The 14,143-nt window shown below is 66.2% G+C and carries 12 protein-coding genes; 10 read left to right on the plus strand and 2 right to left on the minus strand.

All coding sequences use genetic code 11. The annotated features are described in order from the left end of the window. The first annotated feature begins 149 nt into the window (after positions 1-149). Both LPB04_RS12670 and LPB04_RS12675 read left to right on the plus strand, forming a co-directional pair. Positions 150-350: a YdcH family protein gene (locus LPB04_RS12670; RefSeq protein ID WP_056333185.1), complete on the plus strand. Its 201-nt coding sequence runs from the start codon at positions 150-152 to the stop codon at positions 348-350. 50 nt (positions 351-400) lie between these two features. Further along, positions 401-2,431, plus strand: a complete 2,031-nt coding sequence (locus tag LPB04_RS12675) for an ATP-dependent DNA helicase (RefSeq protein ID WP_193684935.1) — start codon at positions 401-403, stop codon at positions 2,429-2,431. 177 nt (positions 2,432-2,608) lie between these two features. On the opposite strand, the gene LPB04_RS12680 is transcribed toward LPB04_RS12675, so the two are convergent. Next, positions 2,609-3,583, minus strand: coding sequence for an NADPH:quinone oxidoreductase family protein (locus LPB04_RS12680; RefSeq protein ID WP_193684936.1), 975 nt, complete (start codon positions 3,581-3,583; stop codon positions 2,609-2,611). Positions 3,584-3,764: 181 nt separating this feature from the next. Here LPB04_RS12680 and LPB04_RS12685 point away from each other — a divergent pair, with 181 nt between their 5' ends. The 7 genes from LPB04_RS12685 to rlmD all read left to right on the plus strand — a co-directional run bounded on the left by LPB04_RS12685 (position 3,765) and on the right by rlmD (position 12,538). Continuing rightward, positions 3,765-4,373 carry a toll/interleukin-1 receptor domain-containing protein gene (locus LPB04_RS12685; RefSeq protein WP_193684937.1) on the plus strand — a complete coding sequence of 203 codons (609 nt, stop codon included), beginning with the start codon at positions 3,765-3,767 and terminating at the stop codon, positions 4,371-4,373. A 7-nt stretch (positions 4,374-4,380) separates the two neighbouring features. Next, positions 4,381-7,050: a tetratricopeptide repeat protein gene (locus LPB04_RS12690; RefSeq protein WP_193684938.1), complete on the plus strand. Its 2,670-nt coding sequence runs from the start codon at positions 4,381-4,383 to the stop codon at positions 7,048-7,050. A 306-nt stretch (positions 7,051-7,356) separates the two neighbouring features. Continuing rightward, on the plus strand, positions 7,357-8,094 hold the full coding sequence (surE, locus tag LPB04_RS12695; RefSeq protein ID WP_193684939.1) for a 5'/3'-nucleotidase SurE: 738 nt from the start codon (positions 7,357-7,359) through the stop codon (positions 8,092-8,094). Next, positions 8,091-8,969, plus strand: a complete 879-nt coding sequence (locus tag LPB04_RS12700) for a protein-L-isoaspartate(D-aspartate) O-methyltransferase (protein WP_193684940.1) — start codon at positions 8,091-8,093, stop codon at positions 8,967-8,969. The genes surE and LPB04_RS12700 overlap by 4 nt, the downstream gene beginning before the upstream one ends. Positions 8,970-9,009: 40 nt before the next feature. Further along, positions 9,010-9,936, plus strand: coding sequence for a peptidoglycan DD-metalloendopeptidase family protein (locus tag LPB04_RS12705; protein WP_193684941.1), 927 nt, complete (start codon positions 9,010-9,012; stop codon positions 9,934-9,936). A 54-nt stretch (positions 9,937-9,990) separates the two neighbouring features. Next, positions 9,991-11,016, plus strand: a complete 1,026-nt coding sequence (rpoS, locus tag LPB04_RS12710) for an RNA polymerase sigma factor RpoS (RefSeq protein ID WP_193684942.1) — start codon at positions 9,991-9,993, stop codon at positions 11,014-11,016. Between the two features lie 178 nt (positions 11,017-11,194). Beyond that, positions 11,195-12,538 (plus strand): 23S rRNA (uracil(1939)-C(5))-methyltransferase RlmD, encoded by a 1,344-nt coding sequence (gene rlmD, locus LPB04_RS12715; protein WP_193684943.1) that lies wholly within the window; start codon positions 11,195-11,197, stop codon positions 12,536-12,538. Between the two features lie 162 nt (positions 12,539-12,700). On the opposite strand, the gene LPB04_RS12720 is transcribed toward rlmD, so the two are convergent. Continuing rightward, positions 12,701-13,390 carry a Bax inhibitor-1/YccA family protein gene (locus LPB04_RS12720; RefSeq protein ID WP_193684944.1) on the minus strand — a complete coding sequence of 230 codons (690 nt, stop codon included), beginning with the start codon at positions 13,388-13,390 and terminating at the stop codon, positions 12,701-12,703. Between the two features lie 255 nt (positions 13,391-13,645). On the opposite strand from LPB04_RS12720, the gene ndk reads away from it, so the two are divergent. Then, a complete protein-coding gene (ndk, locus tag LPB04_RS12725) occupies positions 13,646-14,059 on the plus strand; it encodes a nucleoside-diphosphate kinase (RefSeq protein WP_193684945.1) in 414 nt (137 codons plus the stop codon). The last annotated feature ends 84 nt before the right edge of the window (positions 14,060-14,143 follow it).

Genomic DNA, 14,143 nt, shown 5'->3' on the forward strand with positions numbered 1-14,143 from the left:
GATTAAACTATGCACCGAGATGCCGTCGCGTTGCAAGCCGTAAGCGTTAATCTGCAATGCGAATTCGGCATGCCCAGCGCCTGCCTGCGGCGCCCGCTTGCGGTCCCCGCCGCCCCGCCTTGTTGAAAAACTCGTTTGGAACCGCCATCATGACCGATGTCCAAGACATCCAGCGCCGCATTATTGAACTCGACGTCGAACACCGCGACCTGGACGCAGTCATTGCCATGCTGACCGCCGATGGCCATGCCGACCAGCTCCAGCTGCGCCGCCTGAAAAAGCGTAAACTGCAGCTGAAAGACCATATCACCCTGCTGAAAATGCAACTCGTGCCGGACGTGCCGGCCTGATTGCTTTTCGGCCTCCGGATTCAAGCTCCGCATTTAAAAAAGCACTCATTTTGACCGATCAATTACCTGCGCCCGGCGCCGCCGACGGCGCACCTGCCGACTATTCGCCCCAAGAACCGGCCGGTAAATACGATGCCGAGCTCGACCGCCTGTTCGGGGTCGGCGGCCCGCTCGCGCCCGCCGTCGGCACCTTCAAACCGCGCCAGTCGCAGACCGAGATGGCAAAGGCCATCGCCAGCGCGATCGACGGCCAGAAGGTCCTGATGGCCGAGGCCGGCACCGGCACCGGCAAGACCTTCGCCTACCTGGTCCCGGCGCTGCTCTGGGGCGGCAAGACCATCGTCTCGACCGGTACCAAGAACCTGCAGGACCAGCTGTTCCTGCGCGATATCCCGACCATCCGCCAGGCGCTGAAGGCGCCGGTGTCGGTGGCGCTGCTCAAGGGCCGCTCGAACTACGTCTGCCACTTCCACCTGGAGCGCACGCTGCAGAACGGGCGCCTGACCTCGCGCGACGACGTCGGCCACCTGCGCGAGATCTCGCGCTTCATCAAGATGACCAATTCCGGCGACAAGGCGGAACTGGCCAAGGTGCCGGAAAACGCCTCGGTGTGGAACCTGGTGACCTCCACCCGCGACACCTGCATGGGCGCCGAGTGCCAGTACTACCAGGATTGCTTCGTCATGAAGGCGCGCAGGGAAGCCCAGCAGGCGGACGTGGTCGTGGTCAACCACCACCTGTTCTTCGCCGACGTGGCCTTGAAGGATACCGGCGTCGCCGAGCTGCTGCCGTCGGCCAACACCATCATCTTCGACGAGGCGCACCAGCTGCCCGATACCGCGACCCTGTTCTTCGGCCAGTCGATCTCGACCTCGCAAGTGCTGGAACTGTGCCGCGACGTGCTGGCCGAGGGCCTGGCCCATGCGCGCGGCGGTCCGGACTGGGCCAAGGTCGTCACCGTCGTCGAAAAGGCCGCGCGCGACCTGCGCCTGACCTTCCCGGAAGGCGGCACGCGTCTGTCGCTGCCGCAGGTGCCGCCGACTTCGAATTTCTTCCCGGCGCTGGACAAGCTGAAGGAAGAACTCGATGGCCTGATCGACGTGCTGGAAGACCAGGCCGAGCGCGCCGAAACGCTGGAAGCCTGCCGCGTGCGCGCGGTCGAGCTGAAGGCGGCCTACGACGCCTGGAAGGCCGATCCGAAGGCCAAGGTGCCCGAGGGCGAGCAGGCCGTGCTCTGGGTCGAGGCCTTCAACTCCTCGCTGCAGCTGCACAAGACCCCGCTGTCGATCGCGCCGATCTTCCAGAACCAGCGCGAAGGCACGCCGCGCAGCTGGATCTTTACCTCGGCGACGCTGGCCGTCAAAAACGATTTCAAGCATTTCGCCGACCAGATGGGGCTGACGGGCGAACCGGCGCTGACTTGGCCGAGCCCCTTCAATTATGGCGAGCAGGGCGTGCTGTACGTGCCGACCGGCCTGCCGGAACCGAACTCGATGGGCTACACGGATGCCGTGGTCGACTGCGCGCTGCCGGTGATCGAGGCGGCGGGCGGGCGCACCTTCTTCCTGTGCACGACGATCCGCGCCGTGAACCGCGTCGCCGAGCGCCTGCGCACCGAATTCGCCGAACGGGGGCTGGAGTTCCCGCTGTTCGTGCAGGGTGAGCGTGGACGTACCGAACTGCTCGACTCGTTCCGGAATGCGGGTAACGCGGTGCTGGTGGGGAGCCAGAGTTTCTGGGAAGGCGTCGACGTGCGCGGCGATGCGCTGTCGCTCGTCATCATCGACAAGCTGCCCTTCGCCCCGCCGGACGATCCGGTGCTGGCCGCGCGCATCGAGGTGATGGAAAAGCAGGGCATGAACGGCTTCATGCACCACCAGCTGCCGGAGGCGATCATCACCCTGAAGCAGGGCGCCGGACGCCTGATCCGCGACGTCGACGACCGCGGCGTGCTGATGATTTGCGACCCGCGCCTGATCAGCAAGCCGTATGGGCGGCGTATCTGGCAGAGTCTGCCGCCGTTCAAGCGGACCAGGGTGCAGGAAGAGGTGCTGGCCTTCTTCAAGCCGGCTGCGGAATAATCCTGACGGGCTGCTTGTTGGCCGCTTGAACGCGTGGGCGGGCGACCCGCCCACCCTACCGCCGGCCTCGGAATAATCGGCCGGTTTCGCTCTGACCCGCAGGGTGGGCGGGTTTCCCGCCCACGCGGTGATCGTTGGCAGCGAGATCATCCGGCGCGATAGCGGAGCCGTTATCGGTCACGGCACGATGACAACCTTGCCCGTCACCTTGCGCTCGGCCATGTCGTTCAAAGCCTGCGCCGTCTCGCCAAGCGCATAACGCTTCGACACCAGCGGCTTCAATTTACCTTCCGCCATCCAGCCCAGCATCTCGCGCATCGCCGCCAGGTTCTTCTGCGGCTCGCGGCGCGCAAAATCTCCCCAGAACACGCCGACCACCGAGGCGCTTTTCAGCAGCATCAGGTTCCACGGCAGCTTCGGGATCTCGCCAGCCGCAAAGCCGATCACGAGATGGCGTCCCCGGTACGCGATCGAACGCAGGGCCGGCTCGCTGTACGGACCGCCGACCGGGTCGTAGATCACGTCCGGACCGCGGCCAGCGGTGGCCGCCTTGATTGCCTCGCGCAGGTCTTCCCTGGTGTAGTCGATCAGGACGTCGGCGCCATGCTGGCGGCAGACTTCCAGCTTCTCCGCGCTGGACGCCGCCGCGATCACGCGTGCGCCGAGCGCCTTGCCGATCTCGATCGCCGCCAGTCCCACGCCGCCGGCCGCGCCCAGCACCAGCATCGTCTCGCCCGCCTTCAGCTGGCCGCGGTCGACCACCGCATGGTGCGAGGTGCCATAGGTGAGGGTGATCGCGGCGGCGGTGTCGAAATCCATCCCGGGCGGCATCGGCATCAGGGCGGCTGCCGGTGCGATCGCCTGCTGGGCGAAGGCGCCGGTCTGGGTGAAGCCGATCACCTGGTCGCCGACGGCGACGTTGCTGACGCCCGCGCCGAGGGCGCGCACCACGCCGGCGAACTCATTGCCGGGCGTGAAGGGCAGGGGCGGCTTCACCTGGTATTTGCCCTGTACCGTCAGTACGTCGGGAAAGTTGACCCCGGCCGCGCGCACGTCGATGGCGACTTCGCCCGGGCCCGGCACCAGGTCGGGCAGGTCCTGCAGTTCGAGGCTGTCGGGCGGGCCCCAGGCCTTGCATACGATTGCTTTCATGCTGTCTCCTCCTGTTGGTTATTGGTTATCCATTCAGTTGATTATGCCTCAGGGAACGCTAACGCTGGCATTGACCCCGCGAGGCGGACGCGTTTGTGCGCCCGCAAAATGATGAGGGAACGCGGCGCTAGAGTGATGGATGCGCATGCGGCCCAGCAGCGTCTTGACTGGAGGAATGGCAATGGCGATACGGTACGGCTGTTTCTTCAGCTACGCCCACGGGCGACACGATTTGATGAAGCGCTTCAAGAGCGCGCTGGCCGACGCATTGCGCTGCTACCTCGAACCCTATTTCGACAATGAGGACGAGCTCTTCGTCGACACCGAGCAGCTCGGCGGCGGCGATGACCTCGACGGCAAGATCGCGCGCGCGATGTGCGAGAGCGTCTGCATGATCCTCATCTACACGCCGAAATACGAGGCGCACCCGTACACGCGGCGCGAATACGCGGCGATGCGCCAGATCGAGGCCGAGCGCAGCCAGTGGTACACGCTGCCCAGCCACCTGATCATTCCGGTCATCATGACCCAGCACCCGGACCGGCTGCCGCCGCAGATCGCGTCCTCGACCTTCTATGTGGATTTTTCGCATTTCACGATGGCCACGGCCGACCTGAAATCGAACCCGGATTTTCTACCCGATATCGGCAAGATGGTGAAGCGGATCGCCACCCACTACCAGTACCAGAAAATGACCATGCCCCCCGGGCATGACTGCAACCAATTCGTGCTCCCCGATGTCCCACCGGAGTGGCGTGCCGTCCCGGATCTCACCTTCCCCAAAAAATGAGGAGCTCATGGAAATCAACCGTTTGACGCTGCCGCCGATCGGCGGCCCCGGCGAAGTCACCACCTTCTATTCCTTCGAAAGCGGCGCCGCGCGCAGCATCGCACTGGCCGACAGCGCCGTGCTGCTGGCCGGACGCCAGAATGCGACCACCCCGGTCCTGATGATCGACTGGGACACCGAGGCGCCGGGCCTGCACCACCTGTTCCCGACCCGCGACGAGCGCTACGAACAGGCGCACGCCGACGAGGGCCGGGGCGTGGGCCGGGGCGTGGGACCAGGCGCGGGCGGGGGCGGCCCCAGCGGCCGGCACGGAGGCGCGCGCGGCGAGGCGGGACGCGCCGAGGCATCGCGGCCCGGCCTGGCGCGGCCCGGCCTGCTCGAATACTTCGAAGCCTGCCGCGAGCAGTTGAAAACGCTCGGACGGACAGGGGGCGACGACCACGAGGAACGCGCGCGCCTGGTGCTCGAGGCGATCGATTGGGAAGCCCATGTCGAACGCGTCGACCAGAGCCGCACCCTGTACCTGATGCGGGCCGGCTGCTTCGACGACAGCTTCGGCGAGCGCGCCGACCGCATGGACTGGGACGGCCTGTTCGCGGCCTGCCCGGCCTTGTTCCGCGCCTTCGCCGCGCACCTGACGCGCCACTTCCGCCACGTGCTGATCGACTGCCGCGGCGGGCGTTCGGCCGCGGTGAGCGTCTGCACCACGCTGCTGCCCGACCGCCTGGTCGGCCTGTTCACGCCGAACGGGCGCAGCCTCGAGGGCCTGGCCGGCGTCGTCACGCGCGCCATCGAGTACCGCTGCAGCCATGAAGAGGCCCAGCGTCCGCTACTGGTGTATCCGGTGCCCTGCGGCGTCGACGGCGTCGACGCCGAGCGCCGCCTGCTGTGGCGCCGCGGCGACCTGCACAAGGGCGTGGCCGGCTACCAGCCGCGTCTCGAACAGCTGCTGCGCAACTGCTACGGCATGGCGCAGGTCTCGCTCGACAGCTACCTCGACGAAGTCCAGCTGCACGGTGCGCTGGCCTGCGGCGCGGCCCTGCATGTCGGCGCGCTGCCCGAACGCGATGGCGACCGCCTGTCGCAGACGCGCGCGATCGAGGCGCTGCTCGGCTGGGCTGCGGCGGGGCGCTTTCCGTGGCAGTCGCGCCTCGAGATCGAGTTGCTCGACGCCGTCGAGGCGGCGCGCGCACGGTTGGCGGCGAACGAGCGCCGTGAGGATGCAGCGGGCCATGAGGGTCACGCCGGCGGGCATGCCGCCTTCGATCCGAACGCGGTGCTGCTGGCGCGCGAGCTGCTGCGCCTGGGCGAGCTGTACCTGCACGCAGGACGCCTGCCGGGCGCCTGCGACTGCTTCGCCGAGAGCACCACGCTGCGCCAGCGCCTGCTGGGCGACGCGCATGCCGACACCCGCGCCAGCCGCGCGGCGCTGGCCGCCGCCCTGCGCGACAGCGGCCGGCTGCCCGAGGCGCGCCAGCAGTACGAGGCGCTGGTCGAGCACTGCGCCGGCGCGGCCGGGTTCGACGATCCGGAAACCCTGGCCGCGCGCTCGGGCCTGGCCGCGACGCTCGCGCGCCAGGAAGAATTCGGCGCCGCGCTCGGCCTGCACGATGCCGTCCTCGATGCCTGCGAACGCCTGTACGGCCCGGACCAGATCGCCACCCTCGATGCCGTCGCTGCCCAGGCCCGGACACTGGCCCTGCAGGGCGAGTATTCGCGGGCGCGCATGCTCTACGAGCAGGTGCTCGAAGGACGCCAGCGCATGCTCGGCACCGAACATGAAGACACGCTGCGCTGCACCCAGCAGCTGGCCACGCTGCTGCGCGACATGGGCGACCTCGGCAACGCGCGCAAGCTGCAGGAGAGCGTGGTGCGCGTGCGCGAGCGCCAGGCCGGGATGGACGCCGCGGTCACCTTGCAGGCACGCGAGGCCCTGGCCGAGATCTTTGCCGCCCAGGGCGATCTCGGCGCGGTGCGCGACATGCAGCAGTCGCTTGCCGTGGCGCGCGAGCAGCGCCTCGGCTCCGAACATCCGGATACCCTGGGGGTGCTGCTGCGGCTGGCCTCGACCTTGAGCCAGCAGGGCGAGCTGGAAGAAGCGCGCCGCCTGCAGCAGCACGTGGTCAGCCTGCACGAACGCCTGCGCGGCATGGACGACCACGAAACCCTGCGCAGCAAGCAGATGCTGGCCCAGACCCTGTCGAGCCAGGGGCACAGCGTCGCCGCGCGCCGGCTCGAGCAGAGCGTGGAGGAGGGCGGCAATCGCCTGCTGCAGCTGCGCGCGATGTCGGCAGGGGCCCATGACAGCCCGGCCGGCTTGCCGGGCGCGAGTTTGCCCGGCACCCGCGATCCGGGCGGCGGGCGGGCCCCGGACGGGCGCGCCAGCTCCGGCCCGGCGGGGCAGGAGCCGCTCGAACACAAGCTCGGGCAATTGCACAAGCTGGTCGAGGGAGGACGGGCACGCGAGGCGCGCCAGCTCGCCGACAGCCTGCGCGAAATCATCCTGCGGCCCTCGGTCGCCCAGCCGCTGCGGCGGCGCGGGGTGGCGCTGATCAAGCAGGTGTACCAGGACGATAACGACAAGGATGCGCTGCTCGCCTTTGCCGAGGACGAGGTGGCCTCGCTCGAAGGCGCGCTGATCGAGGCCGCGGGCGGGCGGCCGCTGGCGATGCGCTGACGTGTGTGCCGACAGGTATAAAATTGAAAATAGCGCGGCATGGCGTACTTACAACGCAATGCCGCTACGCCAGTAATAAAATGAAAACCGCGGGGCGTGCGTAGTTCCAGAGCAACGCCGCTACGCCGTAATAAAAATGAAAACCGCGGGGCGTAGCGTAGTTGCAGTGCAACGCCGCTACGCCGTAATAAAAATGAAAACCGCGGGGCGTAGCGTAGTTGCAGTGCAACGCCGCTACGCCCCGCAGCCCAGAATTTATCTGCCCCGGATGCGTGTTCAAAGCGTTGCTTCAGGTAAAATCGCTGGATGCGAATTCTTATCAGTAACGACGACGGCTATCTCGCCCCTGGTATCAACGCCCTGGCGGAAGCCCTGGCGAGCATCGCCGAAATCATCGTGGTCGCGCCCGACAGCAACCGCTCGGGCGCGTCGAACTCGCTGTCGCTCGACCGTCCGCTGACGGTGACCCGTGCCGCCAATGGTTTCTATTTTGTCAACGGCACGCCCACCGACTGCGTCCACATCGCGCTGACCGGCATGGGCGACGCCTTGCCCGACCTGGTCGTCTCCGGCATCAACAATGGCCAGAACATGGGCGACGACACCCTGTATTCGGGCACCGTCGCCGCCGCCACCGAAGCCTATCTGTTCGGGATCCCGGCGATCGCCTTTTCCCAAGTCCACCACGGCTGGGAACATCTCGATTCGGCCGCGCGCGTTGCGCGCGATGTGGTGCTGCGCAAGTTCGACATGCTGCCGTCGCCGTTCCTGCTGAATGTAAATATCCCGAACCTGCCCTACGAGGCGCTCGGCCCGCTCACCCCGACCCGCCTCGGGCGCCGCCACCAGGCCGAGCCCGTGATCCGCTCGCAGGATCCGCGCGGACGCGAGATCTTCTGGATCGGGGCGCCAGGCGCCTGCCGCGATGCGGGCGAGGGCACGGATTTCCACGCCACGTCGACCGGCCTGGTCTCGGTCACGCCGCTCCAGATCGACCTGACGCACCAATCCCAGCTCGCCTTGCTGAAACAGGGACTCGCATGAACGACCGCAGCAAAACCACGGGAGGCAGCACCTTTCCCTTGCCGCTGTCCTCGGTGACGGGCGGCGGCGCGCGCAAGCCGACGACGCCGGCGCCGGTGGCCACGCCCCAGACCGCGACCCAGAATGCGGCGCGCGCCGTCGGCGGCGCGCCGCTGCCGAAGGCGCCGCAACCGGGCCCGAAGCTGCCCGGTTATGCGCCGCCGGCTACCCGGAGCGCGCCCACCGCCCAGCGCTCGGACCTGATGGCCACCGAAGCGCTCCGCCGCGCCATGGTGGCGCGGGTCGCCGGGCAGGGCGTGCGCGACCAGCAGGTGCTGGCTGCCCTGGAGGCCGTGCCGCGCCACCTGTTCATCGAGCCGGCGCTCTCCAGCCAGGCGTATATCGACGCCTCGCTGCCGATCGGCCACCACCAGACGATTTCCCAGCCGTATATCGTGGCGCGCATGATCGAAGCCATGCGCGACGGTAAACAAATGAACCGCGTCCTCGAGATCGGCACCGGCTGCGGCTACCAGGCGGCGGTGCTGGCGCGGGTCGCCGGCGAGGTGTATTCGATCGAGCGCATCAAGCCTTTGCACGAGCTCGCCAAGGCCAATTTGCGCACCCTGCGCCTGTCCAATCTGCGCTTGCACTACGGAGATGGTATGCTCGGGCTCGCGCAAGTTGCGCCATTCGACGGTATCATCCTCGCCGCGGCCGGGATGGAAGTACCGCGCGCCCTGCTCGAACAGCTCGCCATCGGCGCGCGCCTGGTGGCCCCGGTCGGCGGCCAGGTTCAACACCTGCAGCGGATCACCCGTACCGGCAAGTCGGAGTGGACCAGCGAAACCCTGGAAGCCTGCCATTTCGTGCCGCTTCGCCCGGGCACCGCTTGATCGCCGCCGCTGCCACGTACGTAACAAATATTAGATGAGAATGAAACAAACACCCCGTTTAGTCCTGCTGACTCTCACGCTCGGCCTGGTTGCCGGCTGTACCACCACCTCGCGCCAGGCGCCGATCATCGAGCGTCCCGTCGGTTCCTCCACCGCCAAGCCGCGCCCGGCGCCGGTCCGCACCGAAGAAGCGCGCCCGGACGCGAAGGGCACCTATACCGTGCGCCGTGGCGACACGCTGCTGCGCATCGCCTTCGACCACGGCCAGAGCTACCGCGACCTGGTCACCTGGAACAACCTCAGCGACCCGGACGACATCAAGGTCGGGCAGGTGCTGCGTGTCGCGCCCGAGCGCCAGGCCAGCACGGCGGTCGTGACCCAGCCGGTGCCGATGCCGCCGGAAAGCCGTCCGGCGGTGCCGCGCAAGACCACGCCGCGCGCCGACAAGAAGGCGTATGAAGATACCGCCGAGGCGCCGCGCAGCGACAAGGCCGGCGAGCGCGCCGAGACCGTGGCCGCCGCCGCGGCTCCGTCGCCTGCCGCCGCCGCGGCCGTCACCGGTTCGCGCGTCGGCAGCACCGTCACCGCGACCGACGACGAGAAGCTGAGCTGGATGTGGCCGTCGGACGGCCGCATCATCGCCACCTTCGACGAAGGCAAGAGCAAGGGCATCGACATCGCGGGCCGCGCGGGACAGCAAGTCATGGCGGCGGGCGCCGGTAAAGTAATGTACGCTGGTAGCGGTATCCGAGGTTATGGTAACCTCGTCATCGTCAAACACAGCAACAGCTTGCTGTCGGCCTATGCCCATAACCGCGCCATCGTCGTGAAGGAAGGCGACAACGTGGCCAAGGGACAGGTAATCGCCGAGATGGGCGATTCAGACGCCGAGACGGTGAAGCTGCATTTCGAGATTCGCCAGCAGGGTAAACCGGTCGATCCGTCGAGGTTCCTGCCCAGCCGTTAGGGCGTGTGAAAAAAGCGCCAGGGCGATTTTTTCATATGCTCGTAGAGAGGGTTAATGACGCTGCCGCCGCACTCTCAGGAAAGAGACGCTTCAGACGAACTGCCTGACGAACTGGAGGGGGAGGGCGCGTCGAGTTTCGCTGCCGAAGCAGTCACTGACGGTGCCGATGCCGACGCACTGCTGCCCGGCGCGGCCGCCGAGGTCGACAGCGTCGACGAACTCAAGAAAGTGCTTGCGGCCGAGCTCTCGACCGACACCACCCAGCATTACCTGAACCAGATCGGTACCCGGCCGCTCCTGTCGGCCCAGCAGGAATCGCATTACGCGACCCTGGCCAAGGCGGGCGACTTCGAAGCCCGCCAGAAGATGATCGAGCATAACCTGCGGCTCGTCGTCTCGATCGCCAAGCACTACATCAACCGCGGCGTCGTCCTGCTCGACCTGATCGAGGAGGGCAACATCGGCTTGATGCGCGCCATCGACAAGTTCGAGCCCGAGCGCGGCTTCCGCTTCTCTACCTACGCCACCTGGTGGATCCGCCAGAGCATCGAACGCGCGATCATGAACCAGGCGCGCACGGTGCGCCTGCCGGTGCACATGGTGCGCGAACTGAACGGCGTGCTGCGCGCCAAATACCATCTGGAAGCCCAGCACCACGACGGCAAGGACGCCAGCATCGAGGACATCGCCAGCCTGGTCGGACGCCCCCCGGAAGAGGTGCAGGACATCCTGGCCCTGTCCGAGCATGCGGCCTCGCTCGACGCCCCGCTCGACAACGACCCGGGCTCGAGCCTGATGGACATGCTGCCGGGCGAGGCCGACGACGGCCCCGATACCCGCGCCGAGCAGCACGAGATGACCGAACTGGTGCGTGACTGGCTGACGCGCCTGCCGGAAAAGCAGCGCCTGGTCGTGATGCGTCGTTTCGGCCTGGATAACGACGACCCGGCCACGCTCGAGACCCTGGCCGAGGAGATGGGCGTGACGCGCGAGCGGGTGCGCCAGATCCAGCAGGAAGCCCTGGTCAAGCTGAAGCGGGCGATGGCGGCCCGTGGCGTCGTGCGCGATTCCTTGTTATGATGCCGCCGGTCTTGTGAGCTGGATATTACCGCCGTTGGGTCCTGCGCGACGGTAGCAGGCCGAATTCCGGCGCCTGGCTCATTCCTGGATCCGCCTTCCACTGTTCATGCGTCCGCGTGGGCACGGGGCGCCCACCCTACATTCACGATTCTGCGTGGGCCATGCGCCCCCATACCCAATGCAAGAAACTTTCATCGAAATCAAATCCCTCGACGCGGATGCGCGCGGCGTCGGCCACCTCGAGAACGAGGACGGCTCCCAGGGCAAGGTGGTCTTTGTCGAAGACGCACTGCCGGGCGAGCGCGTCAGCTACGAGGTCAAGAAAAAGAAGAAGAACTGGGAAGCGGGCAGCATGGTCACGCTGCAGCGCGCTTCCTCGATGCGGGTGGAGCCGCGCTGCGAGCACTTCGGCTATTGCGGCGGCTGCTCGATGCAGCACCTGGAGCCGACGGCGCAGGTGGCGATGAAACAGCGCACGCTCGAGGACAACCTGTGGCACCTGTCGAAGGTAAAAGCCGAAAACATCATGCGTCCGATGTATGGCCCGACCTGGGGCTACCGCTTCCGCGCGCGCCTGTCCGTGCGCCACGTGGCGAAGAAGGGCACGGTGCTGGTCGGCTTCCACGAGCGCGCCTCGGCCTTTGTCGCGGACATCAAGTTCTGCCACATCCTGCCGCCGCACCTGGGCGCCATGCTGATGCCGCTGCGCGAGCTGATCGGTTCGCTGTCGATCTACAACGGGGTACCGCAGATCGAAGTGGCGGTCGGCGAGGAAACGACGGTGCTGGTGCTGCGCATCATGGCGCCGCTCAGCAACAAGGATGAGGAGCTGCTCAAGGCCTTTGCCGACCAATGGGGCATCCAGTGGTGGCTGCAGACCAAGGGGCCGGAAACGGTCGCGCCGTTCTACCCACTGGGCAAGGAGCTGTATTACACGCTGCCCGAGTTCGGCGTGCGCATGCCCTTCAAGCCGACCGATTTCACCCAGGTCAACCACCAGATCAACCGCGCCCTGGTGCACAAGGCGCTGACGCTGCTGGAAGTGCAGCCGAACGACCGCGTGGCCGACCTGTTCTGCGGCCTCGGCAATTTCACGCTGCCGCTGGCGACGCAGGCGCGCGAAGTGGTCGGCATCGAGGGCAGCGCGATCCTGAGCGAGCGCGCCCTGGAAAACGCGAAAGCGAACGGCCTGTCGGAAAAGACGACCTTTTATACGCGTAACCTGTTCGAGGCGACGGCGGAGGACCTCGTCGCCCTGGGTCGTTTCGACCGCATGCTGATCGATCCGCCGCGCGACGGCGCGATCGCGCTGGTGACTGCCCTGGCCGAGCTGCGCGAAGGCGGCCACGCCGAATTCCTGCCGCAGCGCATCGTCTACGTCTCGTGCGGCCCCTCGACCCTGGCGCGCGACGCCGGCATCCTGGTGCACCGGGCAGGCTATGTGATGAAGAAGGCGGGCGTCGTGAACATGTTCCCGCACACCTCGCACGTCGAGTCGATCGGCGTGTTCGAGCTGGCGTAATCGTAGGGTGGGCTCCGCCCACGCGGTGATACGCGCCGATTCCGTTATCGTGCTCGACGATCTCGCCGCCGCGTATCACCGCGTGGGCACAGAGTGCCCACCCTACGAAAAGCGCAAAAAAAGCCGACCCTCGGGTCGGCTTTTTTATTCAGGCAAACTCGCTCAGTCGCGGCTGCCGCCCGCAAAGCCCAGCAGGGCCAGCAGGTTGCTGAAGATGTTGTACACGTCGAGGTAGATCGCCAGCGTCGCCGAGATGTAGTTGGTCTCGCCGCCGTTCACGATGCGCTGCACGTCGTACAGGATGAAGGCCGAGAAGATGCCGATGGCCAGCACCGAGAACACGATGGACAGGGCCGACATCTGCAGGAAGATGTTGGCGACGCCCGCCAGCAGCAGCACGATCACGCCGGCGAACAGCCAGCTGCCCATGCCCGAGAAGTCGCGCTTGGTGGTGGTGGCGATGCTGGCCATCACGGCGAAGACGACCGCGGTACCGCCGAATGCCGTCATGATCAGCTGGCCGCCGTTGGTGTAGCCGAGCGTGTGGCGCAGCAGGGGCGTGAGCATCAGGCCCATGAAGAAGGTGAAGCCGAGCAGCACGAACACGCCGACCGCCGATTCCTTGGTCTTTTCGATCGCGAACATGAAGCCGAAGGCGATCAGCATGAAGATGACGAAGCCCATGCCGCCGCTCAGCATCGGCAGGCGCATGCTGACGCCGATGTAGGCGCCGAGCACCGTCGGCAGCATCGACAGCGCGAGCAGCCAGAAGGTGTTGCGCAGGACTTTGTTGCGCGTGACCTGGCCTACGGCCACGTCGTAAGCGGGTTGCTTTTGCAGGATGGGATTCATGTTGCCTCCGGTTGATAAAGATGTATTGCCACTCAAGCATAGCATGGCGCCGCGCGCGTATTGCCATCCTTAAGCGATCCCTAAGGAGACCGCCGGCGGCTGGTCACGTTGACAAGGCGGTTTTTCGCCGCCACTCTACCACTTCGGCCTCCACCGCCGCAATATCGGCTATATGGGGCGAGGTATGGTAAAATCAAAGGTTGATTGAGTTCTCTTCTTCTCGATTTAAACCTTTCTTTTTATTGGAGTTTTTACATGGCAATCGAACGCACCCTGTCGATCATCAAACCAGACGCAGTTGCAAAAAACGTGATCGGCCAGATCTACACCCGCTTCGAGCAAGCTGGCCTGAAGATCGTCGCGGCCCGTATGACCCAGCTGTCGCGCGAGCAGGCTGAAGGTTTCTACGCTGCCCACAAAGAGCGCGGCTTCTTCAAAGACCTGGTCGACTTCATGGTGTCGGGTCCTGTCATGATCCAGACCCTGGAAGGCGAGAACGCCGTCCTGAAGCACCGCGACCTGATGGGCGCGACCGATCCGAAGAAAGCTGAAAAAGGCACGATCCGCGCCGATTTCGCCGATTCGATCGATGCCAACGCCGTGCACGGTTCGGACGCTGTCGAAGCTGCCAAAGTCGAAATCGCCTACTTCTTCCCAGAACTGAAGTAATCGATTTTCTGTAGTACGCACCGCTCGCCTGATGCCCCAGGCCCGGCGAGCGGGGTTGCATCACTTTTTAGTATTTAGGAACAA

This window comes from Massilia litorea (assembly GCF_015101885.1).
GTDB classification, from domain to species: Bacteria; Pseudomonadota; Gammaproteobacteria; order Burkholderiales; family Burkholderiaceae_D; genus Telluria; species Telluria litorea.